22 protein-coding genes are annotated in these 26,781 nt (G+C 54.3%); 9 read left to right on the forward strand and 13 right to left on the reverse strand.

The window, feature by feature from the left end; all coding sequences use genetic code 11:
• The first annotated feature begins 165 nt into the window (after window positions 1-165).
• On the forward strand, window positions 166-3,021 hold the full coding sequence (locus tag REIFOR_RS11055) for a response regulator (RefSeq protein ID WP_100257619.1): 2,856 nt from the start codon (window positions 166-168) through the stop codon (window positions 3,019-3,021).
• Window positions 3,022-3,078: 57 nt separating this feature from the next.
• On the opposite strand, the gene acpS is transcribed toward REIFOR_RS11055, so the two are convergent.
• The 9 genes from acpS to REIFOR_RS11100 all read right to left on the reverse strand — a co-directional run bounded on the left by acpS (window position 3,079) and on the right by REIFOR_RS11100 (window position 11,371).
• Entirely contained in the window at window positions 3,079-3,450 is a 372-nt protein-coding gene (acpS, locus tag REIFOR_RS11060) for a holo-ACP synthase (RefSeq protein ID WP_100257620.1), read from the reverse strand.
• Complete coding sequence (recO, locus tag REIFOR_RS11065; RefSeq protein ID WP_100257621.1) at window positions 3,447-4,139, reverse strand: DNA repair protein RecO; 693 nt, start codon at window positions 4,137-4,139, stop codon at window positions 3,447-3,449. The genes acpS and recO overlap by 4 nt, the downstream gene beginning before the upstream one ends.
• A gap of 2 nt (window positions 4,140-4,141) precedes the next feature.
• On the reverse strand, window positions 4,142-5,050 hold the full coding sequence (era, locus tag REIFOR_RS11070) for a GTPase Era (RefSeq protein ID WP_100257622.1): 909 nt from the start codon (window positions 5,048-5,050) through the stop codon (window positions 4,142-4,144).
• 1 nt (window position 5,051) lies between these two features.
• Window positions 5,052-5,732 (reverse strand): ribonuclease III, encoded by a 681-nt coding sequence (rnc, locus tag REIFOR_RS11075; RefSeq protein WP_100257623.1) that lies wholly within the window; start codon window positions 5,730-5,732, stop codon window positions 5,052-5,054.
• Window positions 5,733-5,734: 2 nt separating this feature from the next.
• Window positions 5,735-6,100, reverse strand: a complete 366-nt coding sequence (locus tag REIFOR_RS11080; RefSeq protein WP_100257624.1) for a DUF4845 domain-containing protein — start codon at window positions 6,098-6,100, stop codon at window positions 5,735-5,737.
• Window positions 6,101-6,128: 28 nt separating this feature from the next.
• Entirely contained in the window at window positions 6,129-7,232 is a 1,104-nt protein-coding gene (gene lepB / locus REIFOR_RS11085) for a signal peptidase I (RefSeq protein ID WP_227003662.1), read from the reverse strand.
• Between the two features lie 189 nt (window positions 7,233-7,421).
• Window positions 7,422-9,224 carry a translation elongation factor 4 gene (lepA, locus tag REIFOR_RS11090; protein WP_100257625.1) on the reverse strand — a complete coding sequence of 601 codons (1,803 nt, stop codon included), beginning with the start codon at window positions 9,222-9,224 and terminating at the stop codon, window positions 7,422-7,424.
• A 197-nt stretch (window positions 9,225-9,421) separates the two neighbouring features.
• Entirely contained in the window at window positions 9,422-10,804 is a 1,383-nt protein-coding gene (locus REIFOR_RS11095; RefSeq protein WP_227003663.1) for a Do family serine endopeptidase, read from the reverse strand.
• A gap of 87 nt (window positions 10,805-10,891) precedes the next feature.
• Window positions 10,892-11,371, reverse strand: coding sequence for a SoxR reducing system RseC family protein (locus tag REIFOR_RS11100; protein ID WP_100257626.1), 480 nt, complete (start codon window positions 11,369-11,371; stop codon window positions 10,892-10,894).
• Between the two features lie 202 nt (window positions 11,372-11,573).
• Between REIFOR_RS11100 and nadB the strand changes: the two genes are divergently transcribed.
• Window positions 11,574-13,175 carry an L-aspartate oxidase gene (gene nadB, locus REIFOR_RS11105; protein WP_100257627.1) on the forward strand — a complete coding sequence of 534 codons (1,602 nt, stop codon included), beginning with the start codon at window positions 11,574-11,576 and terminating at the stop codon, window positions 13,173-13,175.
• Here nadB and REIFOR_RS11110 read toward each other — a convergent pair.
• Window positions 13,162-13,620, reverse strand: a complete 459-nt coding sequence (locus REIFOR_RS11110) for a protein YgfX (RefSeq protein ID WP_100257628.1) — start codon at window positions 13,618-13,620, stop codon at window positions 13,162-13,164. The two genes, nadB and REIFOR_RS11110, sit on opposite strands and share 14 nt — an antisense overlap.
• Window positions 13,604-13,870 carry an FAD assembly factor SdhE gene (locus REIFOR_RS11115; RefSeq protein ID WP_452595865.1) on the reverse strand — a complete coding sequence of 89 codons (267 nt, stop codon included), beginning with the start codon at window positions 13,868-13,870 and terminating at the stop codon, window positions 13,604-13,606. The genes REIFOR_RS11110 and REIFOR_RS11115 overlap by 17 nt, the downstream gene beginning before the upstream one ends.
• 69 nt (window positions 13,871-13,939) lie before the next feature.
• Here REIFOR_RS11115 and ygfZ point away from each other — a divergent pair, with 69 nt between their 5' ends.
• Both ygfZ and REIFOR_RS11125 read left to right on the forward strand, forming a co-directional pair.
• Complete coding sequence (gene ygfZ, locus REIFOR_RS11120; RefSeq protein ID WP_100257629.1) at window positions 13,940-14,818, forward strand: CAF17-like 4Fe-4S cluster assembly/insertion protein YgfZ; 879 nt, start codon at window positions 13,940-13,942, stop codon at window positions 14,816-14,818.
• Window positions 14,819-14,851: 33 nt separating this feature from the next.
• Window positions 14,852-15,688: an HDOD domain-containing protein gene (locus REIFOR_RS11125; RefSeq protein ID WP_100257630.1), complete on the forward strand. Its 837-nt coding sequence runs from the start codon at window positions 14,852-14,854 to the stop codon at window positions 15,686-15,688.
• Here REIFOR_RS11125 and REIFOR_RS17195 read toward each other — a convergent pair.
• Entirely contained in the window at window positions 15,674-15,988 is a 315-nt protein-coding gene (locus REIFOR_RS17195; RefSeq protein ID WP_337957395.1) for a YkgJ family cysteine cluster protein, read from the reverse strand. The two genes, REIFOR_RS11125 and REIFOR_RS17195, sit on opposite strands and share 15 nt — an antisense overlap.
• A gap of 250 nt (window positions 15,989-16,238) precedes the next feature.
• On the opposite strand from REIFOR_RS17195, the gene REIFOR_RS11135 reads away from it, so the two are divergent.
• Window positions 16,239-17,009, forward strand: coding sequence for an alpha/beta fold hydrolase (locus tag REIFOR_RS11135; protein ID WP_100257631.1), 771 nt, complete (start codon window positions 16,239-16,241; stop codon window positions 17,007-17,009).
• A gap of 125 nt (window positions 17,010-17,134) precedes the next feature.
• On the opposite strand, the gene REIFOR_RS11140 is transcribed toward REIFOR_RS11135, so the two are convergent.
• The gene (locus REIFOR_RS11140) at window positions 17,135-19,267 is read right to left on the reverse strand and encodes a substrate-binding domain-containing protein (RefSeq protein ID WP_100257632.1); all 2,133 of its coding nucleotides are present in this window, start codon (window positions 19,265-19,267) and stop codon (window positions 17,135-17,137) included.
• Between the two features lie 619 nt (window positions 19,268-19,886).
• On the opposite strand from REIFOR_RS11140, the gene REIFOR_RS11145 reads away from it, so the two are divergent.
• From REIFOR_RS11145 to REIFOR_RS11160, 4 genes are read left to right on the forward strand one after another with little or no spacing between them, the layout of a single operon-like run.
• The gene (locus tag REIFOR_RS11145) at window positions 19,887-21,107 is read left to right on the forward strand and encodes an NAD(P)/FAD-dependent oxidoreductase (protein WP_145980288.1); all 1,221 of its coding nucleotides are present in this window, start codon (window positions 19,887-19,889) and stop codon (window positions 21,105-21,107) included.
• Between the two features lie 10 nt (window positions 21,108-21,117).
• Window positions 21,118-23,661, forward strand: coding sequence for a nitrite reductase large subunit NirB (gene nirB, locus REIFOR_RS11150; RefSeq protein ID WP_100257634.1), 2,544 nt, complete (start codon window positions 21,118-21,120; stop codon window positions 23,659-23,661).
• Window positions 23,662-23,692: 31 nt separating this feature from the next.
• Window positions 23,693-24,034, forward strand: a complete 342-nt coding sequence (gene nirD / locus REIFOR_RS11155; protein ID WP_100257635.1) for a nitrite reductase small subunit NirD — start codon at window positions 23,693-23,695, stop codon at window positions 24,032-24,034.
• A 15-nt stretch (window positions 24,035-24,049) separates the two neighbouring features.
• Window positions 24,050-26,725: a nitrate reductase gene (locus REIFOR_RS11160; protein ID WP_100257636.1), complete on the forward strand. Its 2,676-nt coding sequence runs from the start codon at window positions 24,050-24,052 to the stop codon at window positions 26,723-26,725.
• Window positions 26,726-26,781: the final 56 nt, after the last annotated feature.

Genomic DNA, 26,781 nt, shown 5'->3' on the forward strand with positions numbered 1-26,781 from the left:
CCACCAAACCAAACAGTGGACGTTTAATTCACCGGCCATTTGCCACAATTAACGGCAAATTCTCCTCCATTTTTTGCACTTGTGGACCATAATAATACAGCTTGCTGGTCTCTCCCGATAACAACCGGCTACCTGATTCGGTGTTACAACAAGATAAGGCTGGATATGAACGCCATGGGTCTGCAGAACCGACTGCTCTACATTTCACTGATTCCTGCCCTATTTCTGGGCCTGCTGGCCCTTGGCTGGTTCACCCTGACCGACATCCAACATCAACAACAGGCTTTTATGGAACGCTCCGAGGCCGTGGCCAACCGCCTCGCCGACACCCTGTCGTTGCCGGTAGCTCAGACCGACACGCCGCTACTCGATGCCTTGATCCGCAGGGCGCTCAATGAGCAGGATGCACGTTCAATTCGGCTCTATAATGCATCGACCTCAGAGTGGCTGGTATCGGGCCCAAATCCCATGGGGCCGGCCTATCCCTTTGCCATCGGCGATACGCGGGCCACCCGCCTGCATATCAGTCACGCCAGCTATCGATTTCTGGCGCCCATCTTAGCGCCGCAGGATATAGAGCTGCGCACGGCGAACCCGCAGCCGATTGCCTGGGTGGAAAGCGAGTTCGACTATGCCAATACCCGGGTCGGCCACTACCAATCCATACTGCTTAATCTGACCCTGCTGCTGGCCACCCTCTTTATCATCGCCGGTATTGCCTTCTATCTGAATCGAGCCATTATTCGGCCGGTGCACCATATGATTCGGACCGTCATTGAGATTCGCGAGGGCAACCTGGAGTCTCGGGTGCCGACCCATTCCAAGGGCGAACTGCGCGAACTGGAGGTGGGTATCAATGCCATGGCTGAAACCATCAAAGATGCCTACAACGAGATGCAAAATAGCGTCGAACAGGCCACCTTGGATCTGCGTGAAACCTTAGAAACCATTGAGATTCAAAACATCGAGTTGGATATGGCCCGACGTGACGCGCAGCGGGCCAACCAGGTCAAGACTGAATTTCTGGCCAATATGAGCCACGAAATCCGCACGCCGCTTAATGGCATCCTCGGCTTTGCGCGTCTCTTGGGTCGCTCGAATCTGACCAAAAAACAAGCGGATCAGGTCGACACCATCATGTCGTCATCGCAGGTCCTGTTAACCATAATCAATGATGTACTGGATTTCTGTAAGATAGAGGCCGGTAAACTGACCCTGGATAATCGCAGCAGCAATCTTCGTGTCGCCATCGAGGAGGTCTTGGCGATGCTCAATCCGGCCTCAGCGGCGAAAAACCTAGAGGTGGTGTCGCTGTTCTATAACGATGTACCCGAACAACTTATCTTTGATCCATTGCGGCTGAAACAGGTGCTCACCAATCTAATCAGCAATGCGATCAAATTTACCAACGACGGCAGCGTGGTGGTGCGCACGATGATCGAACAACATCAGGGCCATAAGGTTACGGTCCGCGTGAGCGTGACAGATACCGGCATTGGCTTGACCAAGATCCAACAGAAGACCCTCTTTCAGGCCTTTTCTCAGGCGGATTCGTCAACGGCCCGAGAATTTGGCGGAACCGGCTTGGGCTTGGTTATTTCCAAGCGCTTGGTTGAGCAGATGGGCGGCGATATCGGCCTGGAAAGCCAGAAAGACAAGGGCTCAACCTTTTGGTTCAATATTCGCGCCGACATCGCGCCGGCGGTGCAGCAACCGCCAAAATTAACGGCATTGGTCGGCCTTACGGTTGCTGTGGTGGAACAACGGGAAATGTCTCGCTTAGCTTTCCGCCATCAGTTCGAAGGCTGGGGTGCCATGACCTTCGAACTCAATACGCCGGCTGAATTGATTGCTCACCTGGAACAGAATATATCACCCAGACCCAATATAGCCGTCATTGCTCTCGCGCAGCAGCCAACAGACGACGAACTCTGTCGTGCGCTCTTCAAGATCGAGCGCGACCTGGCCTGCCCAGCGTTGGTTATTGCCGATGGCAGCGACGACGATATAAGCGCCCGCTTAGTTGAGCAGGGTAGTCAATTTTACCTGACCAGCCCGGTCCGAAACAGCGATCTATATCAAACCGTTAAACAGATGATTACACCGCATATCGATAACCCAAATGCAAAGACTGAGCTGCAATTGCGCGATCTGAAGTCAACTATTAAAGTATTGGCGGTCGATGATAATGCCGCCAACCTCAAACTGATTGTCACCCTCTTAGAAGATATTGGGGTCGCGGTCGATGCCGCCGCCGGTGGCGAAGAAGCACTCAACAAGGCCCGAGTCCAAGCCTATGATCTTATCTTTATGGACATTCAGATGCCAACAATGGACGGTTTAAGCGCGACGCGCCAAATACGCAAAATTGAGCTTAAGCCGCAGCGTGTTCCGATCGTCGCTTTGACCGCACACGCCCTGGCTGACGAACGCGAAGCGATGTTAGTGGCCGGCATGGACGACTATTTAGCCAAACCAATCGATGAAGACCAGTTGCACAAGACCCTATCGAAATGGACTGGTGTCACGCTTCTGGCGCCACAAGATCAGACCGAACCGTTCGAACAAGAGGATCAGCCAGCGGTCCGACTCGAACCGATGTTAGTCGCCGAGCAGCCGGTCGACCTGGTGAGTGGCCTACAAAAGGCCAATGGCAAACTCGGCTTGGCCAAAGATATGTTTGCCATGCTAGCGGATTCGTTGAGTAACGATCAGGCGCAGATCAACCTGCTCTATCGTCAGGATAATCTAACAGCGCTGCTGGAAAGGATTCATCGATTGCATGGGGCCACTCTCTATTGCGGTCTTCCCAGGTTGCAAATGACGCTTAAGCATGCCGAACAGCTGCTCAAACAGGATCACCGTTCTGGGCTTGATGATGCCTTGGTGATGTTAAATCAGGAGATCGAGAGTGTAGCGCGTTGGGTGGGTGAAAACGATGTCGATCGAGGCTTTGAGCGGGCGCTTAAGGTCTATGCCCTTCGGCTCAACGCCTCGGCTAAAACAATGCCAACGCTCTAGGCTAAAAGCCATTGTTCGGCGCATAACCCAGCGACCGTGCGTCGGCTAATAAACCGGCTAGAGGAGCACGGCAAAGGCCACGGCATAGTCTTGTTCGTCGCTGAGACTGATTTTAGCCTGCGTCGCGCCCAAGGCGGTTAGCCGCTCAAGTGCCACTCCCCTGAGCGTCACCTCCGGCTGACCGAATGTATTGGGCAGTATTTCCAAATCGACAAAGCGCACGCCCTGCCCGATTCCGGTACCCAAGGCTTTGGCGAGGGCTTCTTTGCCAGCAAAGCGATTGGCCAAAAAACTGATCGCTTGGTGCCGTTGATGAAAAATTTGCTGCTCAGCCGACGACAGGATCCGCGCGACAAAACGCTCACCCTGTCGGTCATAGACCGTCTTGATACGTGAAATCTGGACTATATCGGTGCCAATGCCTTTCATTTGGACGATTCTCGATGCGGTGCCGATGTGGCAATAGACCACTTGCGGCTAAATAGGGCTTGGGGCTGAAGGATCGCCTCGATCTGCTGCTGCTGACATTCCCGAGCGAGGGTCAGCGCACCAGCTATATCATAATCGGCGCGTGCCACACTGAGCAATTGGGCCCCGGTGTAACGCCCATCGGCACTTGGATTAAAGCCGCTATTGGCCATGAAATTATAGCGCTGCTGTTCGACAATGGCCTGAGAGTTTCGGTCGGCGCGATAGTCAAGCGCATGCCCAATCAACTGCAGGACCCGCTGTTCAAAAAACCGCAAGGCTGCCTGGACCCGAATGCGCACTTCAAGATGCGCCAGGGTGGCCAGGTAACTGCCGTATAGGGATTCATCCACCAGCGCAGTAGGGACGAGGCGGTAGACCAGTTCATTAACATAGAGCCCGATCAGCCGTGCTTCGTTATGGCGAATCAACAGCGACTGGGTGTAGCGGAAGTCGCTTGCCGAAAAGTAACCCTTGGCTTGGGTTACTTTAATCTCAAACGGGCGGAATGCCTCCGGGCGGCTGTTGCGCATATGGCAGCGGATCCGGCCGCATTTTTCGGTCATCAATTCGACCAGAAAATCCGTTTCCCGATAGGGCCAGGCGTGGATCAATAGCGCCTCGGTGCGGACAACACGTGCGAACGCCATGATTACTGGTCGTAGTAACCGAGACTTTTCAGCGCTCGTTCGTCGTCGGCCCAGCCGCCCTTTACCTTCACCCACAGGTTGAGCATCACCTTGGTTTCGAACAAGTTTTCCATATCGACACGGGCTTCTTGGCCGACTTTTTTAATTCGCTCGCCCTTGTCACCGATCACGATGCGCTTTTGTCCTGAGCGCTCAACCAAAATCAAACCGTGGATATGCAGAATCCGGTCTTCAAACTCAAACTGTTCAATTTCAACGGCCGTCGAATAGGGCAGCTCGGCACCCAACTGGCGCATGATTTTCTCACGGATGATTTCGGCGGCCATAAAGCGCTGGCTGCGATCGGTAACCTGATCTTCGGGAAAATGAAACAGACCCGCCGGTATTTTTGCACTCAAGACTTTGATCAGGGTATCGAGGTTGTGGCCCTGCAGCGCCGACACCGGTATCACATCGGCGAAGGGGTATTTTTTATTGACCTGCTCAAGATGCGGCAACAAGGACTGCTTGTTTTCCAGATGATCCACCTTGTTGATAATCAAGATAACCGGTGCCTTGATGCCATCCAGCTTATCGAGCACCCATTGATCTTCATCGGACCAGACGGTGCGGTCAACCACCATCAAGACAGCATCGACATCATTCAGGGCTGAGTCCGCCGCCTTGTTCATCACCCGATTAATGGCCTTTTCCTGGCCACGATGCATGCCCGGGGTGTCAACGAAGACGATTTGGGTCTGCTCTTCGGTCCAGATGCCGGTAATCTGATGACGAGTGGTTTGGGGCTTGCGCGAGGTAATGGAAATCTTCTGACCTAAGAGATGGTTCATCAGCGTCGATTTGCCAACATTCGGTCGTCCAACGATGGCGACAAAGCCACATTGGGTATCCAGGGTAAACTGTTCGGTCATCTTATTGGTCCTCGCCTAATGCTTTTAACGCGGCCTGAGCCGCTTCTTGTTCGGCGATGCGCCGACTATTACCCACCCCAACAAAGGGTTCCGCCATCGTTTCAACCGCGCAATGAACCGTAAACTCTTGTTGATGGGCCTCACCGGCAATGGCCGTGACCTGGTAATCAGGCAGTGGCATTCGACGTGCTTGCAGGTACTCCTGCAATTTCGTTTTGGAATCTTTAATGTTTTCGCTTAGATCTAGGCGGGACAGGCGATCCTCGTACCAGCTTAACAGCACCCGCTGCGCCTGAGCCAAATCGGCGTCCAGACTGATGGCACCGATGATCGCTTCGACGCCGTCGGCGAGAATGCTGTCGCGCCGGAAACCGCCGCTTTTAAGCTCACCGCTGCCTAACTTGAGGAAATCACCCAAATTAAACTCTCGGCCCAACTCGGCCAGCGTTTCACCCTTGACCAATTGGGCCCGCAGACGCGACATCTGACCTTCTTTGGCATTAGGGAAACGCTCGAATAGGGCTTGGGCTATGGTGCAGTTCAAGATTGCATCACCGAGAAATTCCATCCGTTCATAGTTCTTGCGGGAAAAACTTCGATGCGACAGGGCCTGCTCGAGCAGCTCTTGATCTTGAAAGGTGTATTGAATCGACTTAAAGAGGCGTGGATAGTGGGTTAACAAGGCTACAACTCATATTCTTGATGGAAAGACATAACCACATCAACATTCAAAAACAGATGTTCGCGTTTTTCATAGTTGAGCACCACAACAGGCGGACTTTGGCGTTTGTCGTAGGTGAGTTCTTTTTTTAAATCAATGCGAATACCATTGATTTGCATGTTTTTGGCCACCCGATCGAAGAATTCAGACTCGGAAAAACCGGTGGCAGTTTGGCCTGCCAACGCGTTCCGGATCGTCTTATTCAGGGTCTGATGATCATAATAAACTCCGGACATCTTGACGAGCAGCAAGCCGGTGAACAGCACCAACGCAGTTAGGAACACAACGCCCCACAGTGACATACCGCGCTGTCGGTGCAAACTCTTCATGTTTGTCTCCTGCCTACTGTCCGGTCAATTATTGGATAAAGCCCGTGCGGGCAAAGCTGGGGTAGAACCCCTGCCAATGCATCCAGATAACGAAAGCTTGGCCCAGAATGGAATCTTCGTCAACAAAACCCCAGGCATTGTTGCCATTGTTGCTAAAATCGCCGGTTTGCAGCCGTCGAGTGCCTTCCCAATAACGGGCATCCTGACTGTTGTCGCGGTTGTCGCCCATCACAAAGTACTTACCTTCAGGCACCGTAACACCATTGATCGGCAACCATTCATCGGGACGGCGTATCGCTCGAGACTGATTGTTGTAGATCTGGTGCTCACGACCGAACAGATTTTCACTGTAGAGGTTATATCGACCGGCCTCATCGGTGCGTTTTTCAATCAGGTCTTTAGGCACCACCTCGCCATTGACGCGCAGGATCTTGCGAGAATAATCGTACTGAATCAGGTCACCCGGCACACCGATCACCCGCTTGATAAAATTCTTATCCGGCTCATGGGGTGGTTTAAAGACGATCACATCGCCTTGCCGGGGCGTCCCGATTGGGATGATCACCTTATTGGAAATCGGCATGCGGATGCCATAGACAAAGCGATTGACCAGAATAAAGTCACTGATTTCAAGAGTTGGCTTCATAGACCCAGACGGAATTTGAAAGGGCTCGAGCAGAAAACTGCGCAAGACAAACACGAAGACCAGGATGGGGAAAAAGGCCCGGCTATTTTCAATCAAACCCGGTTCCAATGTGGCCGTGTCAACGGTCTCCTCAAACTCGGGAATCTGCACGCTCGCCCGCTCTAGGATGGCCAGACGGGTCTTGCGGGTAAGGCGGTAATCAAGGAGATAGACGAAGCCGGTAAAGCCGGTCGCACCAATCATCAGCAAGGCAAAATCAAAGCCTTGGGTGATGGTCTGCCAGATCAGATAACCGATCAGAGCCACCAGGGCATAGCCCAAACCGCGCTCAAGTGGCGTAGACGTGAACATCTGCTGCAGCGACATTTCGGTGACGTCAGACTCGACCGTGAGCTCAGCCAAGCGTTTTCGATAGCTGAGAAACACTAAAGCCGTCAATACAGTACCTAACAGTAAGACTAGGGCGGATAAGCCATACAAACTCATTCATTCTCCTTAAAAGTAGGTTCTAGCCCACCCTTAGCAAATTAAGACGTCACTCTAGTGGCGGGCATTCAGTGCGCAGAGTGCCCTTGGTCATATAAATTCGCTGCAATGGGCCTGTTTACACAAGGCTGCGAACCCTTTAGGTGACCCACCTTTCTCTTTGTATTGGCCACCATCGGTAGCTTCAGCCTAGCTATCAATCTTCAACACGGCTAGGAAGGCTTCCTGAGGAATGGATACCGAGCCGACCTGTTTCATGCGTTTCTTACCGTCTTTTTGCTTTTGCAGCAGTTTCTTCTTGCGCGATATATCACCGCCGTAACATTTGGCAATAACGTTTTTGCGCAGCGCCTTAACCGTGGTTCGAGCGACCACATTACTGCCGACCGCGGCTTGAATGGCCACATCGAACATCTGACGGGGAATTAGTTCCTTCATCTTGTCGCACAAGCTGCGACCGCGGCGCTGGATCGTGTCGCTGTGCATGATGATCGCCAACGCATCGACGCGCTCACCATTGACCAACACGTCCAGGCGCGTCAGACGCGAGTCTTCGAAGTGATCAAAGCTAAAGTCGAGCGAAGCAAAGCCCCGACTGACTGATTTTAATCGGTCAAAGAAATCCAGAACCACTTCGGCCATGGGCAAATAATAGCTGAGCGACACCTGGCCACCGATATATTGCATCTCACGTTGTATACCGCGCTTTTCGATGCACAGGGTGATCACGTTACCAACGTGCTCTTTAGGAACCAGTATGTTGGCCAACACGATGGGTTCACGAAATTCTTGAATATTATTAGCTGCCGGTAACTTAGACGGATTGTCTACCATCACCACGGTACCATCGGTCTTGAGAATCTCGTATACCACGGTCGGAGCGGTGGTAATTAGATCGAGATTGTATTCCCGCTCGAGGCGCTCCTGGACAATTTCCATATGCAACATGCCAAGGAAACCACAGCGAAACCCAAAGCCCAAGGCATCGGAACTTTCTGGTTCAAAAAAGAGCGAAGCATCGTTGAGCTGCAACTTATTTAAGGCATCTCGAAATGCTTCAAAGTCGTCTGAGGTGACCGGAAACAAGCCCGCATAGACCTGCGGCTTAACCTTCTTGAAACCGGGCAATTGAGCCACATCGGGGGTATTATGTGCGGTAATGGTATCCCCGACGGGGGCGCCCTTAATTTCTTTGATGGAGGCGCAGATGAAACCGACTTCGCCGGCTTTCAACTCCTTAGTATCGGTCATCTTGGGGGTAAAGATACCCAGACGATCCACTACGTGGGTGCGTCCGGAACTCTTGATTAATATTTTCTCGCCCTTCTTGAGCACGCCATTTTTGACCCGCACCAAGGAGACAATACCGAGATAATTATCGAACCAAGAATCGATAATCAAGGCTTGCAGGTCTTCTGTAAGATCGCCTACCGGCGGCGGAACCCGACGCACAATTTCTTCCAAGGCGTCTTGGATGCCAATACCGCTCTTGGCCGACAAACGCACCGCGTCGTGGGCCTCAATGCCGATAATTTCTTCAATTTCATTGGCGACTCGATCCGGCTCGGCCTGCGGCAGATCCATCTTATTCAATACCGCAACCACTTCCAAACCCTGTTCGATCGCAGTGTAGCAGTTGGCGACCGACTGGGCTTCAACGCCCTGGGCGGCATCGACCACTAAGAGGGCACCTTCACAGGCGGCCAAGGAGCGCGACACTTCGTATGAAAAATCGACATGGCCAGGCGTATCGATAAAGTTCAGCTGGTACACCTTACCGTCTTTGGCTGGGTAATTCAGGGTGACACTCTGGGCCTTGATGGTGATGCCCCGTTCGCGTTCGATATCCATGGTATCGAGCACCTGGGCCGCCATATCGCGGTCGGCTAGGCCACCGCAATGTTGGATAAAACGGTCAGCCAGGGTCGATTTACCATGGTCGATATGGGCAATGATTGAAAAATTGCGGATATGGGATAAATCGCTGCTCACGTAGGCGTTCACTTGCTAAAAATGGGGCGGCGAGTTTAAACCATTTCACCTGCGAACACTATCGTCAACGGGGCAATAAACTCGATATAAGCCACAGCGGGGGCTGGTGCGGTGGCATGGACTGCAATTGCTGAGGGGCTTAAAAAAACCAACGGCCGAACGTCAGGACCCTGCGCGGTGGCAGGGCCTTAGGTTATTTACTTGGTCGGGATGGCCAGGTAAACAATGTTCTCGCCCCGCAAAATGCGCACCGCTACCGCGCCATTTTCAGGCAAATCGGTCACAATGCGGTCAAAGTCGCCCTTATCGCGGACAAACTCATTCCTCATCATGGTAATGATATCCCCCTTGCGCAGACCGGCGCGGAGAGCCGGACCGTCGAGTATATCTAACACCACCACGCCATTTCGCTCACCGGCATCTTCGATGAAAATGTTCAGTGGGTTGTCCGCTTGCGGTTGGGCTGGGGTAACGCTCCGGGCCATGGCTTGCGGATTAAACACGCCGATTTTAACGGTCAGAGATTTATTTTTGCCGGCCCGAACCACCTTGACCTCAACCTCAGCACCGGGACTGATCACGCCGACTAGAGGTGGTAAGTCGGAATAGCGCTTGATCTTAATGCCGTCAAACTCAACCAGCACATCGTCAGCTAATAAGCCCGCGTCGGCGGCGGGGCTACCCTGGATAACTCGCGCTAGCAGTGCACCTTCGGGTCGCTCCAAACCGAGGGACTTGGCCAGGTCAACATCATCATTAAAAGGAGGGTACATTTCGACCCCAAGCCAACCGCGCAGAACCGAGCCATTTTCTTTCAATTGCTCGGCAACATTCTTGACAATGTTAATCGGTATCGCGAAAGAGACACCCATGAAACCACCCGAACGGGTATAGATCTGCGAGTTGATGCCAACCACTTCACCCTTGAGATTAAACAAGGGCCCACCGGAGTTACCGGGGTTGATCGCGACATCGGTTTGGATAAAGGGCACGTAGCGGTCACTGCCGCCCAATGCACGACCCTTAGCACTTACGATGCCTTGGGTGACGCTGTATTCGAAGTTAAAGGGCGAGCCGATGGCCAAGACCCATTCGCCGACCTTCAACTCATCGCTGTTGCCAAAGGTCACGGCCGGTAGTTTGCTGGCCTCGATCTTCAGTAAGGCCACATCGCTGGCCGGATCGGCCCCGATCACCGTGGCGGCATATTCGTCCCCATTGGTGAGGCGCACGTTGACCTCGTCGGCACCCTCGATGACATGATTGTTGGTCAAAATATAGCCATCAGCAGAGATAATGAAGCCCGAGCCCAAACCCTGACTGGGTTGCGGGGTATTGAATTCAAAGCCTTCCGGGAGTTGATCGCCGAAGAAGTAGCGAAACAATTCTGGGATATCTTCCTGAGTTTGACCTTGGGAATTGGTCATACGACTGGCGACGGTGCTGATCTTCACCACCGAAGGGGACTGTTGCTCAACTAGGACTGTGAAATCGGGCAATACCACCGTGGCGGAATATGCCAGGGTACTGGCCAGAAAAGCCATGGCCGCCAGGAAGGCGACTGGTAATCGATGCTGCATAGGTTGTACTCCAATTCGACGATGTTTCGCGCTGTAGAGTACGGCCAGAAGCTTGCCGTGGGCTGCCGCTTTACATCTGATTTACACCTAGGTCATCGGGCTTGACGCGATTAGGTCCGGACTTTTACGCAACCCATGCAGCCGAACTATTTGCGGCACCAAACGGGTGTATTTATCAAAGTGAATGCGACTTAAGGCCAGATAGGATAGACCGAGGCAGGCGATCAAGCAGAGCAATTGGATCGGTTCTGACAAACCCAGCCAAACCGCCAAACTCAGACCTAAAAAAGCGTTCAGTAAGGGCACTAAATAGACTAATAGGGCGACCACACTGAGCGTATCTGGCGTCATACCTAGGTCAACTCGCGTACCGACCTCGGCACCAAGCACGGCAGGCACCTTAAAATGATTTTTCTGCTGCTGAGTCGGGGCATCACCCCACTCACTCATAAGCGCTTGGCCGCAGCCTTGCCGGGCGCTGCACGACCCGCAGGCCGAGGTCTGCAACACTTCCACCACCAACCAGTCGGCGTTGGCGGCCACGACGGTACCCTGTTCAATTATCATTGCAACTGGCCCTTAACTTTACTGCATCTTATAGCGCGGGCGAGGCAATCGACAGCACCTAGGCACTTTTTTTCGCCCTAAATCCATATGTCATAACAAAATGACCACTCAAAAGGGACGTAACAGTGACTTTTGCGGTAAATCAATACCCAAGCGCCCGCCCTATACCTTATGATTGATCTTATTTTGGAGGCTTTAGCCCATGTCTGTGCGCCTTGCGACCGATGTTTTGATTATTGGCTCTGGAGCGGCCGGTTTAACAACCGCGCTCAGCTTGCCCACCTCGATGAACATCCTGGTGATCAGCAAAGGAAAGATCGGCACCGGTTCCACTGCCTGGGCTCAGGGCGGTGTCGCTGGGGTGCTGGACGAGGTCGATTCAGTTGATCAGCATGTCCAGGACACCGTCAATGCTGGCGCAGGCCTGTGTGATCCAGCCGCCGTGCGCCATACCATCGAGCGCTCCAGCAGTGCCATCCATTGGTTGATTGAGCAAGGCGTGCCGTTCACTCGGGTCGATGGCTCCGATGTCGAATTTCATCTGACCCGGGAAGGCGGCCACAGTCAACGGCGCATTATTCACGCCGCAGACGCGACCGGTCTGGCCATTTCCGAGACGCTGATCAAACGCGTCCGACAGGCGCCCAATATCCAAATATTGGAGAACCATGTCGCCATTGATCTGATTACCACCGAGAAACTCGGCCTTGTCGACCAGGAAAATCGCTGCGTTGGGGCCTATATTCTCGACACCCTGACCGACCAGGCGGTTACCATTGGCGCCCGCTTTACTGTGCTCACCAGCGGCGGGGCCAGCAAGGTCTACCTGTACACATCCAATCCGGATGGCGCGACCGGTGACGGCATTGCCATGGCTTGGCGAGCGGGGTGCCGGATTGTTAATATGGAGTTTAATCAGTTCCATCCGACCTGTTTATTTCACCCCAAGGCCAAATCCTTTTTGATTTCCGAGGCGCTGCGCGGTGAAGGCGGGCTCCTCAAGCTGCCCAATGGCGAACGCTTTATGCAGCACTTTGATGAACGGGCCGAATTGGCCCCCCGGGATATAGTCGCCCGAGCCATTGACCATGAGATGAAACGTCTGGGCGTCGACAATCTGTATCTGGATATTTCTCACAAATCGCCGGACTTTATTAAAAGCCATTTTCCGACCATTTATCGCCGCTGTCTGGAATATGGCTTCGATATGACCAAGGAGCCCTTGCCGGTTGTCCCGGCGGCACACTATACCTGCGGCGGCATCCGCATCGATGCTCAGGGCGCAACCGATTTGGCCGGCCTGTTTGCCGCCGGCGAATGCACCTATACCGGATTACACGGCGCCAATCGCCTGGCCTCCAATTCGCTGCTCGAATGCATCGTTTATGCCCAGGCCGCTGCGGAACACATTCAAGTGTCCTCGGCCACTCAGTTTGATCCGGAAAAACTGCCCTTATGGGATGAATCGAGAGTCGGAGATTCCGATGAGAAGATTGTGATCACCCATAACTGGGACGAATTGCGCCGCTTTATGTGGGATTATGTTGGCATCGTGCGGACCGACAAACGACTGGAGCGCGCCAAGCGACGAGTGGGATTGCTTAAGCAAGAGATTAGCGAATATTATTCGAACTTCCGTGTCACGGCCGATCTATTGGAGCTACGCAATCTGGTTGTGGTCGCCGAATTAATTATCGAATCGGCGCTGTCACGCAAAGAAAGTCGCGGCTTGCACTTCACCCGCAGTCATCCAGAGCTCAGCGATCAGGCCCAGATCACCGTCCTGTCACCTAAAAAAGCCTGAGCCATGCGCCATCTGGCAAATGTTGACGGTCCTGGGCGGCGCGCAATGTCGGTTGCATTACCCGGAAGCCCATATTCAAGGCGCGCCAGCTGGCCGCGCTGACGCTGTCCTGCCAGATGGTGAGGGTCAGTCGCTGACCGTCGTCTTGGCTTAGTTCAAGCTGCATAAAAGCGTGAGATAAGCGCCCTTCACCGTGCCATTGAAAGCGCTCTATGGCCGTGTCGGTCGATAACTGGACGCCATCGAGTGCCAAACGAATCCGCTTCGCTCGATATTCCGCAGACCAAAAAAAATGCCCTAAGAAGGGCAACGTGAACCACAGTAGATGGGTCGTTAGCGGCCAAGACAACAGAGTCGAGAGCACCATGCCTTGGAAAGTTGCCAGCCAAAGGTATCCGGCGCGTCGGTTGGGCGCACTGATACCAGCCTCAATGACTACGGGCATTATCCAAAACCAATTCAACAATGCGCTGAATTTCACTATCGGCCGATTTAGATTTTTCCAGAAACCAATTAAACAGGTCCTGATCTTCGCAATCGATCATGCGACGATAGACCATTTTATCCGTTTCATTAAGAGCGCTGTAATGATTTTCAGTAAAGGGTAATAACAATACGTCCAACTCCAGCATCCCGCGTCGGCTGTGCCAAACCAGTCGGCGTAGCTGTTCTGCTTGTTTTTCTATAGTGTCCACTGTCAATTATCCAATTAGGGCCTATTATAGGCCTAAGTTTAACACCAACAGGTAACCAAACCGAGCCTTATGAAGCAAATAACCGCCTATCCGCTGGAGCATCTCGCCGTACTCACCATCAGCGGTAAAGACACCGTGAAATTCCTTCAGGGCCAATGCACTCAAGACATCAACCTGCTGATTCCTGAGCAGGCCAGCCCCGGCGCCTTCTGTAACGCCAAGGGTCGCGCCATCACCAATGTCTGGTTGATTCGCAGCAAGGCTGCCGAGCCGATTATTCACCTCTGCTGTCATCGCAGCAGCGCCGTCCGCTTGGCAAAACATTTGAGCCAATACATCGCTTTTTTTCGCGGCACGCAGTTGACCGATAATTCTGACCGGTTTGAGGGCTTTGGACTGCTCGGTGAGTCTGGCGAGAACTGGCTCACAACTCTACCCGAGGAGGCCACGGGCCGCTTTCAGTGCCAAGCGCCAGACGGTCGTTGGTTGGTTTGGCTGGATAGCGATGCGCAGTTTTATCAGTCGGTCATGGACCATCTGTTGCCATTAATGGCCAGCGACAGCGGTGTTTGGCAGGCCGCTGATATCACCAGTCAAACGCTCTGGCTGACCGACGACCAGGCCGAAAAGTGGATTCCGCAGAATTTCAGCCTGGACAAACAGGGCGGTATTTCGTTCAAAAAAGGCTGTTATACGGGACAAGAAGTCATTGCCCGGCTACATTTTAAAGGGGCCAGCAAAAAAAGCCTCTGTGCCTTGCGCTGGTCCGGCCAAGTGCCATCGGCCGATGGCAAGATATACCAAGGCACTGTAGCCATCGGGGATATAGTACAGGCGGGCGCTACTGAAACGTCACAGTTAGCCTTAGCGATTCTCAAAATCGGACCCGATCACCCCACTCTTTATGCTGATAACAATCAGCAGGTTGTAGCAGAGCGACTAGACTGAGATTTAACAATCTTATGGAACCTAATCGGCAGCATGAGTTACTTAGTTGAAACGATAGCGAATGACATCTTGGCCGCCTTACAAAACGACCGGCTGACCCTGCCTAGCCTGCCGGAAGTGGCGTTAAAGGTTCGAGATGTCGCTGAATGCGACAATTCCACCATCCTAAACCTGACCGAAATCATCGCTCAAGATGCCGCCTTATCGGCGCGCATTATTCGCGTAGTCAATAGTCCGCTATTGCGGGCGCCACAGGAGGTCAATGATCTCACCGTCGCGGTCAGTCGACTGGGCATGCATTACACCTCAAATCTAGCGATCGGCCTGGCCATGGAGCAGATGTTTCAAGCCACCAGCGAGATGATTGAAAAGCGCCTGCGGGCCTTGTGGCAACTGACCGGACAAGTGTCCAACTGGGCGACCGTATTGGCCACGCACTGCCATCTAGTGCCGCCCGATGAGGCCCTGCTAGCGGGCCTTGTCCATCGTTTGGGTGCGCTCCCCATCCTAGCCTATGCTGAAGCACGCGATGATTTAATTCAGGACAATATCACCTTGGGCAAGGTCATCGATCGGCTGCACGGGCCCTTGGGCTCCGCCATCTTAGAAAAATGGTCGTTTCCGCAGAAGCTCGCCGACGTTCCCCGACTGTACCGCAAAATTAGTCGGGCCTCATCGGTGCCAGACCCCGCTGGGTTGATCACCCTGGCCAATCTAATCCACAATCGGGACCGACACATTGGCTGGGGGCTCCAGAATTGGGAAGAATTATCACTGTTCAAAACCTTTAACCTGCCTACTGATAAAAAAGACCCACTCTATGCCCAGCTGGCAATCCGCGTGGCACAGAGCAGCTCAGCCTTTTTCTAGGGCTAGCCATTCATTTGAACAGTGCGGCTGAGGTTGATTTTCCTCAGGTATCAGCCCTTCTAGGGTCAACATAATCTGCATCGCCTCTTGTTGGCTCGTGCCACAAAAAGCCACTTCTGGCCTAAAGTCCGCACAAACTTGGGGTCTGCGCGGGTCGCCAAATAGCTGGCATCCCAGGTGTCGATCCAGATGCACACAGGCTACACCCGCAGGCTTACCCTGTGGCATGCCATAAAATGGTTGCTTAATCGCCGGCGCAATACAGCAGGCGCCACACTTTTCTCGACATTCCATAACCATTCCTAACCTCAGTGTGTAATGTTAGCGCCTTACGCCCTATCCGCACTCGAGCAGTCGAGGTGATTTTATCCTCTGACGTAGCTGCGTTGTCGATCGGCGCTACTATAGCCAGTATCCGGTTGGGCTGCTAGGCCAGCATAGCTCGACGCTTAACCGTCAACCTCGGGGTGCATGGGTCGGCCAAATAGCAGATGGCTTTTAAAAATTTCGCTCGGTAAACTGCTGCGACTCTTCGCATACTGGTAGCACAATGATTTACAGCGAAACATTAGGCTCGGGCCCGGATCTAATCTTCCTTCATGGCCTATTCGGTGCCGGTGACAACTGGCGCAGTATTGGCCGGCAACTGAGTGACCGGTATCGGGTACATCTGCTCGACCTGCCCAATCACGGGCGCTCGCCCTGGCTGGATGATCCGACCTTGGTCAATCTCGCCGCGGCGGTAAATGACTGGATCGACCATCAAGGTATCGAACGCTACCGACTGCTTGGTCATTCACTGGGCGGTAAGGTCGCCATGCAATTGGCTCTCAACGAGCATGTTGGCGAGTTGACGCGACTGATCGTAGTCGATATAGCGCCCAAGCCTTACCCACCGCACCATCAAGACATCTTTTTGGCGCTCAAGCGCGCCGACCTGGCTACCCTACCCGATCGTAAAGCCGTAGAGGCCGATATCGCCGATCTGGTGACCGATGTTGGCGTGCGCCAGTTTTTGTTAAAAAGCCTTTATAAACAGGACGGCAAACTGGCCTGGCGCTTTAATCTCTCGGTCTTGGAGTCACGTTACGAGAGCATTGCGCAGGCACCAACCACGACTCAGCCCTTTGACGGCCCAACGCTCTTTATCAAAGGCATGAACAGCCACTATATAGCCGCCGAAGACCAAGAGTTGATCCGCTCGATGTTTCCCCAGTCGAGCGCCAAACTGATCGAGGGCGCCGGACATTGGCCCCATGCCGAAAAACCGCTGGTCTTCGGTAAATTATTGACTGACTTTTTAGCCAAGGAAAATATCTGATGGCCGGATCCAGCCTGTTTATGCTGCTTGATGTTATTGGCCTGATGACCAAGGTTGCTGCGCCTAAGTCCAGCGAAGTGACCAGTCGGCGCGCTTGAGACCGGCACAACAATCCCCATTCACACCTAGGATTTAGGCTCGACGAGATCAATCGAACCGGCCTCAAAGCTCTGATGACGAGCGGCCGGTTTCAGTAGCGCACGAAAACCATTGCCTTGTGCCGATTGCACCTCAATGGTCCAAAACAACTTCTGTGATAAGAGATTGTAGACTATATGCATACCCAAGCCGCTGCCGCCCTTGCCACGCGTAGTGGTGAAAAAGGGATCGAATATCTGCTTTACAGTCGCTGCATTGGCGCCCTTACCGTTATCCTGAGTACTCAATTCAAATCCCGATCGGGTCTTCTTCAAACGCATCTCGATGGTACCGGCCAGCTCACCGTCATCGAAGCCATGGACTAAGGCATTCATAAACAGATTGGTCACCACCTGAGCAACCGCCCCAGGGTAGGTGTCGACCACAATGCCCGACTCAAAGTCGGTTATGAGCTCAACCTGGGTGCCCTTCAACTGATGGCGCAAGCTAACCAAGACGCTGGTCAGGTAGTCACCCAAATCAAAGATTCGTTTTGCCTCGCCAGTTTGGTCAACCGACACCAACTTAAAGTTCGAAATAAGGTTGGCAGCCCGGCTTAAACTTTGAAAAATAATCTCGGCGTATTCGATCGCGTCGGTAAGGTAGGCGTCAAAGTTCGATCGGGTCATACTGTTGTTTGAAATTTGTGTCTGCAATGCATGGGTCGCCGTTAATAACGATGAGGCGGCTAACTTGCCGGTACCGATCGGCGTATTGATTTCGTGCGCTACGCCACTGACCAGACTGCCCAACGATGCCATGCGGGCGTTCATTTCATTGAGTTGACGATAATGCTCGCTAGTACGCACCAGCGCATCGGCGTGCAAAACCTCGGACAGCTGGACGCCGATAACCTCAATAAATTCGGCTGCATCCGGAGCACAGCTGGCCACCATATAGCCAAAGTGCTCGTCATCGAATTCCAGCGTACAGATTAAAGAGTAGTTGCCCGAACTAACGGGTTCTAAAAAGGACAGCGGGATCATCGGCTGAGCATAGGGTGTGTTGGTGCCCTGCCCAGCCAAATTTATTTCGCTGAAAAACCGACTGCCATCTTCCGGATGGGTCAGCAAAAAAAGCGAAAGCTGATCAACTTCCAATTCCGCCAAGGGTGCCTTGGCGCTGACCATCACCTCTGCCAGTGGCACCTGCGCCTTTAACAGCCGCAACAGGTCGAGTTTGCGTGATTTATTATCCCGTTGATATATTAGCGCCCACTGCTCCGACAGGTTTTGATCGTGATTACTGACCGTAGGGGGCGAATTGTCGGTGGTTTCCCGAAAGACCGGCGCGCCTTTGACCACCCGGTCTACCAGCCGCTGACTAGGTTTGACCAGCAGTGCCAAGGCCTGCTCCCCAGCGAGCTTGCCCAAGGCTTTGGCTGGAAAGTGCACGGTGGTCAATCCCGGGAGCATGGCGGCGGCATATTCGAAATCATCGTAACCGGTCACCCAGCACTGTCCTGGGCATTCGATCCCGTGCGCCTTAAGACTGTCGAGCACACCCTTGGCGCTCAGATCGTTGCCGCACACTATGACATCGGCCCACGACCCGGCGGCGAGATAGGCGTCAATCAGGGTGCGCGCGGCAAAGGTGGTGAAATTACCGACCAGCACCTCAATGTCAGTGCTCGAACGACCGGACTCTTCGAAGGCGCGATACAAGGCGTGCTGACGAATCTGACTGTCGACATTGCCCACCGGCCCACTCAGATACAAAAACCGGGCGGTAGAGCGGCGTGCCACAATATCGACCATTAGCTCATACATGCCGTCGAAATTATCGACCAAGACATTGGCCACGTCGGGTACCGCGCTGCCGATATTTACGATTGGGATACCCTGATAGAGGGCGAGTATTTTTTCATAGCTGCCATTGCCCGACACATAACCTAAACCGCCGCCATAACCGATCAACACCGACGGCTGCAGCGCTCGAAACTGATGATGGATCCAAAGACAGCGATCCAGTTGCGCCGCCGATTCCGGCAAATATTGCAGCGGCGCAAAGATGACCCTTATCGCTTGATCGGAAAATGCTTCGGCAATGCCGCTGCAGATGCGCTGCTCAATTGTATGAATAAAGGTTGGAACCAATACCAAGGCTATTTTATCGGTCAAGGAAAACACCTCATGGGTCGGGCTAAACTCTTGTCTTGATTGCTGACCGGCGCGGACCTAACACGCCGTTTAAAAAAACGGTGCTGATGAATTTCGCAGACAGCACCGATACTAATCTGAATACCCTAGACCATGATCGGCACAATGCGAGCATCGCCTGGCTTCTACCCTATAAAAATCGTCCTACGTTGCAGCAGACTTTGCCGCTTCTGAGGTGTGAGACTTTACTTGGGCGTTGGGGCCGACCAGACCTCGGTTGTTAATAACCCGGTAGCTTCCGCAACGGCTGGCGATGACCTGTTGTGCCCAAAGTACGGGCTGCGGGCTGAGATCATTAGCGTTCCGGGTTCGCTCCATCGGGCACCACTAAGGCCCAATACCACCCTATAACGCCCATTAATAGTGCATAAAACCGACCAGCTTAAACAAAACACAACGTCTGGGCGCCAGATACCCCCAGAGGAGCGACCTGAACAGAACTGGCACGACCTTCGCTAAGTAATTTACTGCGCAACGTGGCCTTAGGTTTGGAGGCATGTTGCGCTTAGGTACGTTATTTTTGAATTGAGCATTGGCGCTCTTGGGTTTTCCCGAGGGCGTTTTTTTATGGGTGTTATTTATGTTTTCAGACCTGGCTAACAATCCTCCGGACGATACCTTGCTGATCATTGGTTTCGGCATGGCCACGGCGCGCCTGCTAAATCGCTTGGCCGATTTGGGCTACCCGGGTCCGATTTGCGTGGTCAGTCGCGAAAAAAATGTCGGCTACAATCGCATTCAACTAACGCCTTGGTTGGCAAACCCGGAGGCCGATATTGACCTCAATCTGGTCAATGCAACAGTGCTGGCGCGGTTAAACATTCGCATCCTAGCCCAAACCGATGTGGTCTCCTTCAGCGCCGATTTACATCGGGTTCGGTTGAGTGATGGCAGCGAAATGCCATTCGCTCGCGCCGTAATAGCCACCGGATCTCAGCCTGTTCTACCGGAGTGCGACTTTAGGTCGCAACCGGCCATCCGCGCATTTCGTACCCTGGAGGATGGCTATTTCCTCAGGGCGCTGCCTGAGCAATCCCATGTTGCGGTATTGGGCGGTGGCTTGCTCGGCCTAGAAGCAGCTTGGGGGCTTCGTCAACTCGGTCACCGGGTAACCCTGATCCACCGCAATAACCATTTATTGAACCGTCAGCTCAGTGCGCCCTTGGCCGCGCTCTTGGCCAACAGCTTTGTTAAGGCCGGCATCACGTTGCGTCTGAAGCGCCAAATTCGCGCCATCGACAGCGACCCACGCTTGGCCAGCATCACCCTTGATAACGCTGAAGCCCTACCAGTCCATTGCCTGATCGCCGCGGCGGGCATCCGTCCCAATATCGACTTGGCTCAGCGCGCCGGGTTGGCCACAGGGCAAGGCATCCAGGTTAATGAGGCTCTGCAAACCTCTGCTGGCCATATTTTCGCGCTCGGTGAGTGCACCGAATTTGCCGCTCAAACCTTCGGACTGGTGGCCCCAGTCTATGCCCAGGCCGAAGTATTGGCGCAGCGCCTGATGGGCGGGGCATCCGAGTTCGCGTTAACCCAGACCGATACCCGATTAAAGATTTCCGGCTTAGATGTTTTCTCAACCGGGCAGATCAATCACCCCAAAGCACAGGTACTCAGCCTGGTCGATCAGTACCAACAACGCGGCCGTACGCTGCATTTTCTCAACCATCGACTCATTGGTGCAGAGCTGTTGGGTGACCTCAGCCTGGCCAATTATTGTCAGGATTTAATTCAAACCAAACACCCCATCAGCGACCCCCGAGATGTGATCTTGGGTCGCTTGCAGAACGCTGCCTGAGGATAAAACAATGCACAGTACACAAAAGAAGAACCTGGTCATCATTGGCAATGGCATGGTCGGTCATCATTTTATCGCGCAGTGGCAGAAGCAGGCGGCCGCCGCCGGTTGGCAACTGCATATCATTGGCGCCGAACAGCAATCGGCCTATGACCGAGTGCATCTGTCAGAATACTTCCAAGGTAAGGGTCACGCCGATCTGGCCTACTGCCAGGAAGACGATTACCGTGCCCTGGGCTACAAGACCTATTTGGGTGTAACCTGCACCGAGATCGATCGGGCCCAGCGGAGAGTGCAACTCGATAACGGGATGAGCCTAGACTACGATAAGTTGGTCTTGGCCACCGGCTCCTATCCCTTTGTGCCACCGATACCCGGCTACCAAAATGCGCGCAGCTTTGTCTACCGTACCCTGGACGATCTCGATGCGATTGCGCAGGCCGCGCAGGGTCGCTCCACTGGCGTGGTGATCGGTGGCGGTCTGCTCGGCCTGGAGGCGGCCAACGCCTTGAAATCCTTGGGCCTGAAAACCCATGTCATCGAGTTTGCCCCGCGTCTGATGCCGGTCCAGTTAGATGACCCGGCCGGTGCCCTGCTAAAAACAAAGATTGAACAAATCGGCGTGTCGGTTCATACCCAGACCGGTACCCAGGCGATCGACGTCACCGACGACGATCGCCTGCGGCTCACCTTTGCCAGCGGTGAGCCGTTACTGACCGATGTGCTGGTATTTTCTGCCGGTATCCGCCCGCAGGATGCAGTCGGCGGTGCCTGTGGTTTGCAGGTTGGTGAGCGCGGCGGCATCGTGATCAACGATCACTGCCAAACATCCGATGCCGACATCTACGCCATTGGTGAGGTCGCGCTCTGGCAAGAGCGCATCTACGGACTTGTGGCACCCGGTTATCGCATGGCCGAAACCGCTGCACAGTCGATCGCCGAGGTTGAGGTAAGCGCCTTTCTCGGCGCCGACATGAGCACCAAACTTAAGTTACTCGGGGTCGATGTTGGCTCCATTGGGGATGCCCACGGCCAGTTGCCGGGTGCCCTGTCCTTCCGTTACAGCAATGAGGCCAAGGGCGTTTACAAAAAGATCGTGACCACGGCCGATGGCAAGAAATTACTCGGTGCCATGTTAGTCGGTGATAACAGCGCGTACGACACCCTACTGCAATACCATCTCAATGATATTGACCTGCCCGCCGAACCCGATAGCCTAATCTTGCCCAACCTGGCCAGCAACGCGGCACCGGCGTTAAGGTTAGATGCCCTGCCAGACGGCGCGACCATCTGCTCGTGCCTCAATGTCAGTAAGGGCGATATCATCGCGGCCCTCGATGGCGGTTGTGCGTCGACGGCCGAGGTCAAGGGTGCGACCCAAGCCAGCACCGGTTGCGGCGGGTGCGCTGCCATGCTTAAGGAGGTTGTCGATAAGACCTTGGCCGCGCGCGGCGTGGCGATTGACACCTCAATCTGTGAACATTTTTCGCACACTCGCCAGGAGCTCTATCACCTGGTGCAGATCCACGACCATCGCTCGTTCGATGCTCTGATCGCACAACATGGCACCGGCCTCGGCTGTGAAATCTGCAAACCCACGGTGTCGTCGATTCTGGCCAGTCTCTACAACGAGCCGGTGCTCGATCCGGCCCATGTCAAGTTACAGGATACCAACGATACCTTTCTCGCCAATATGCAAAAGGACGGCACCTACTCGATTGTGCCGCGTATCGCCGGTGGCGAAATCACCCCCGCAGGCCTGATCAAGATCGGCCAGTTGGCGCAGGAATTCAACCTCTATACCAAGATCACCGGCGGCCAACGGATCGATATGTTCGGGGCCCAGTTGCATGAACTGCCGCTGATCTGGCGTCAGTTGGTCGACGCCGGCTTTGAAACCGGACAGGCCTATGGCAAGTCGGTCCGCACGGTAAAAAGTTGTGTCGGTAGCACCTGGTGTCGATTTGGTGTTCAGGATGCCGTCAATATGGCGATCCTGATCGAGAATCGTTACAAGGGTTTGCGCGCACCCCATAAGCTGAAGTTCGCGGTCTCTGGCTGCACCCGCGAATGTGCCGAAGCACAGAGTAAGGATGTTGGCATTATTGCCACCGAAAACGGCTGGAATCTCTATGTCGGCGGCAATGGTGGGATGAAGCCACGCCATGCCGATCTGTTCGCGACCGATCTCAATGACGTCGAACTGATACAAACCATCGACCGCTTTTTGATGTTCTATATTCGCACCGCCGATCGGTTACAACGCACCGCCCGCTGGTTGGAAAACCTCGACGGCGGACTGGACTATCTCACCGAGGTTATCCTCAACGACTCACTGGGTTTGGGCGATGATTTGCAAGCGCAGATGCATCGCATCGTGGCCACCTTTGAATGTGAATGGACCTCAACCCTGAACGACCCAGAGAAACTCAAACGCTTTCGGACCTTTGTAAACAGCGACGCGCATGACAGCAATATCGTCTTTGTCGAGGAGCGCGCTCAAAAACGGCCCGCAACCGACGCTGAAAAAATATCACTGATCGCCACGAGCTGAACGAACCATCTGCCACCTGAGGAGAAATACCATGACCACGATAGACAATAAAGAATGGCTACTGGCCTGCACGAAGGCCGACTTGGTGGCCCAGTCCGGCGTTGCCATATTGGTTAAAAATCAGCAAGTTGCGTTATTTTATTTGCCGGAAAACGACACCATCTATGCCTTGAGTAACTACTGTCCGTTCAGCCGGGCCAATGTTATCGCACGCGGTATTATCGGCGATCTCAAGGGCCAGCTGGTCGTGGCCAGTCCGATCTATAAACAACATTTTTGCTTGCTCAGCGGGGCCTGTCTTGAAGACAGTCAGGTTGCCTTGAACGTCTATGACGTAAAGGTTCAAGACGACCTTATTCAGATTGCCCTCTAACCGAAAAGAGATCTTATGAACCAGACTGGCCTAAAAACAACCTGCGCCTATTGTGGCGTCGGCTGCGGTGTCACGGTGCCGACCGAAAACGACCGTCGGGTCAACGTCAGTGGCGATGCACAGCACCCGGCCAATAGGGGGCGGTTGTGCGTTAAGGGTACCCATCTGGGGGATGTCTTACCGCTTAAGGATCGCTTGCTGGTACCCAGCGTGCACGGCGAACCGGTCAGTTGGGATCTGGCCAGCCAGACCATCGCCGATAAGATCCGCCAGGCCCAGGCCCAGTATGGTGCCAACTCGGTGGCCTTTTATCTCTCCGGCCAACTGCTCACCGAAGACTATTACGCCGCCAATAAGCTGGCCAAGGGTTTTTTAGGCACCGCCAATGTCGACACCAACTCGCGTCTCTGCATGGCGTCGGCGGTGGCCGCACACGTGCGCGCCTTCGGTGAGGATGCCCCGCCCAGTTGCTATGAGGATGTGGAAATCGCCGACCTGGTGGTGGTGACCGGATCCAACTTGGCGTGGGCCCATCCGGTTTTGTTTCAACGTTTGCAAGCCGCCCGCGCCGAGCAGCCGAGTAAAAAAATGGTGGTTATCGATCCCCGCAAGACCGCCACCGCCCTGGAAGCGGACCTGCACTTGGCGATCAAACCCGGCGCCGATGGCCAGTTGTTTAATGCCTTGTTGGTCTATCTGGATAAGCATCAGGCCTGCGCTAGGGAGTACATCGCCGAGCACGTCAGCGGTTATGCACAAACCCTGGCCGCGGCGACATTGGATGTGGGTACCGATAGCCGCATCCAGGCGGAATTGTGCGGCCTACCCGAAGCGGATCTGTTGGCATTCTTTGCCCTGTTCGCCCAAACCCCTAAAACCACTACCCTATGGTCGATGGGCATCAATCAGTCGGAGTCTGGGGTCGATAAAAGCAACGCCATTATTAATGTTCATCTGGCCACCGGCCGCATCGGTCAACCCGGTGCCAGCGCCTTCTCGATCACCGGTCAGCCCAACGCCATGGGCGGTCGGGAGGTTGGGGGCCTGGCCAACCAGTTGGCCATCCACCGCGGTTTCGATGCCGACAGCATTGCCCAGGTCGGCGCCTTTTGGCAGGCCAGCCATATGGCCCAAAAGCCCGGCCTCAAAGCCGTGGATCTGTTCGATGCCTGCCTGGCCGGTGACATCAAGGTGTTATGGATTATGGCCACCAACCCGGTGGCCAGCCTGCCCGACGCCAATAAGATTCGCGCCGCCTTGGCCCAGGTCGAGACGTTGATCGTCTCCGAAGTCGTGCAGTCGACCGATACGCTCGACTGTGCCGATATTCGCCTACCGGCCCTAGCCTGGGGTGAAAAGGACGGCACGGTGACCAACTCCGAGCGCACCATTTCCCGTCAACGGCCCTTCTTAATAGCCCCAGGCCAAGCCCGGGCCGACTGGTGGGCGCTCGCCACGGTGGCAAAAAAACTGGGTTTCAGCGACGCCTTTGCTTGGCACCATGCCCATGAAATCTTTCGTGAACACGCCCGACTCAGTCGCCTCAATCGCGCCACCGCGCTGAGCTTTGACCTGTCGGCCGTGGCCGACCTGAGCCTGGCCGAATACCAAGATTGGTTGCCCCAACAGTGGCCCCTTGATGGCACAACTCGAACACCCCGGCTGTTTGGCGATGGCCAATTCCCGAGCCACGACGGTCGCGCCCAAATGGTGCCGATCAGTCCGATCTCGGTCGACCAACCGGACGGCGGGGACTATATTTTAAACACCGGTCGCCTGCGCGATCAGTGGCATACCATGGCCCGCACCGGCTATGCCATGGCGTTAAACCAACACAGCCCGCAGTTTGAACTGCATATCCACCCGAACGATGCCGAGCACAATGCCATCGTCAATGGAGACCTGGTTGCGGTCCGCTCCGATCTGGGCAGCTTTTACGCCCTGGCCCGGATCGACGCCGCACAGCAGCCATCGGAGCTGTTCGCGGCCATGCATTGGAACCGCCAGTTCGCCAGCCACGGTGGCGTCGCCAATGTGATTGCCAGCCGAGTCGATCCTATTTCCGGCCAGCCGGCCAGCAAGCACGCCCGGGTACAGCTGGCCAAACAAACCAGCCAGGCCAACGGTTTTCTCTTTATCGGCGACGGTCAACCCGCACCGGATTGGCTCAACGAGCTGCTATGGTTTAAGACCCACACGCGCCAAGGTACCCTGTACCGGTTTTTTAGCCTGCAGCAATCTCTGGCCGACTTTATAGCATTGCGCAGTCAGGACGGCACACCCTGCACGATGAGCCTGACCGACAGCAGTCAACAATCGGCGCAATGGATTGGCCAGGACGCTGGCGGCTTGCAGTTTTGGCTCAGTATCCATCGCGCAGCCACGCCATGGCCCGACAGCCTATTTCTCGATCGAGCCGCCGAACAGCCAAACCCAGGGCTGAGCCTCAATGCCCTATTGACCGGACAGCAGGACGATGCCCCGATCCGTGGCAAGATCGTCTGTACCTGTTTCTCGGTATCGGACAGCCAAATCACCGACTTCTTGCAGAGCCATGCGCAAGCGAGTTTGAGCACACTGCAAACGGCCCTCTGTTGCGGTACCAATTGCGGCAGCTGCCTGACCGAGGTCAAGACGCTGGTGAAGGACAAGGCGAGCGCCCAAACGGCATCGGCAGACGCGCTCTGCTAAGCCCGCGACCGGTACTAGAAAAAAGTTTGCGACCCATGCACGCGGATAAACAATAC

The sequence above is a fragment of the Reinekea forsetii genome, assembly GCF_002795845.1.
In the GTDB taxonomy this organism is placed as follows: domain Bacteria; phylum Pseudomonadota; class Gammaproteobacteria; order Pseudomonadales; family Natronospirillaceae; genus Reinekea; species Reinekea forsetii.

Coding starts and splice junctions, on each gene's coding strand:
- REIFOR_RS11055 (WP_100257619.1), top strand. CDS start 166: ATGAACGCCATGGGTCTGCAGAACCGACTGCTCTACATTTCACTGATT.
- acpS (WP_100257620.1), bottom strand. CDS start 3,450: ATGAAAGGCATTGGCACCGATATAGTCCAGATTTCACGTATCAAGACG.
- recO (WP_100257621.1), bottom strand. CDS start 4,139: ATGGCGTTCGCACGTGTTGTCCGCACCGAGGCGCTATTGATCCACGCC.
- era (WP_100257622.1), bottom strand. CDS start 5,050: ATGACCGAACAGTTTACCCTGGATACCCAATGTGGCTTTGTCGCCATC.
- REIFOR_RS11080 (WP_100257624.1), bottom strand. CDS start 6,100: ATGAAGAGTTTGCACCGACAGCGCGGTATGTCACTGTGGGGCGTTGTG.
- lepB (WP_227003662.1), bottom strand. CDS start 7,232: ATGAGTTTGTATGGCTTATCCGCCCTAGTCTTACTGTTAGGTACTGTA.
- REIFOR_RS11095 (WP_227003663.1), bottom strand. CDS start 10,804: ATGCAGCATCGATTACCAGTCGCCTTCCTGGCGGCCATGGCTTTTCTG.
- REIFOR_RS11100 (WP_100257626.1), bottom strand. CDS start 11,371: ATGATAATTGAACAGGGTACCGTCGTGGCCGCCAACGCCGACTGGTTG.
- nadB (WP_100257627.1), top strand. CDS start 11,574: ATGTCTGTGCGCCTTGCGACCGATGTTTTGATTATTGGCTCTGGAGCG.
- REIFOR_RS11110 (WP_100257628.1), bottom strand. CDS start 13,620: ATGCCCGTAGTCATTGAGGCTGGTATCAGTGCGCCCAACCGACGCGCC.
- ygfZ (WP_100257629.1), top strand. CDS start 13,940: ATGAAGCAAATAACCGCCTATCCGCTGGAGCATCTCGCCGTACTCACC.
- REIFOR_RS11125 (WP_100257630.1), top strand. CDS start 14,852: ATGAGTTACTTAGTTGAAACGATAGCGAATGACATCTTGGCCGCCTTA.
- REIFOR_RS17195 (WP_337957395.1), bottom strand. CDS start 15,988: ATGGTTATGGAATGTCGAGAAAAGTGTGGCGCCTGCTGTATTGCGCCG.
- REIFOR_RS11135 (WP_100257631.1), top strand. CDS start 16,239: ATGATTTACAGCGAAACATTAGGCTCGGGCCCGGATCTAATCTTCCTT.
- REIFOR_RS11145 (WP_145980288.1), top strand. CDS start 19,887: ATGTTTTCAGACCTGGCTAACAATCCTCCGGACGATACCTTGCTGATC.
- nirB (WP_100257634.1), top strand. CDS start 21,118: ATGCACAGTACACAAAAGAAGAACCTGGTCATCATTGGCAATGGCATG.
- nirD (WP_100257635.1), top strand. CDS start 23,693: ATGACCACGATAGACAATAAAGAATGGCTACTGGCCTGCACGAAGGCC.
- REIFOR_RS11160 (WP_100257636.1), top strand. CDS start 24,050: ATGAACCAGACTGGCCTAAAAACAACCTGCGCCTATTGTGGCGTCGGC.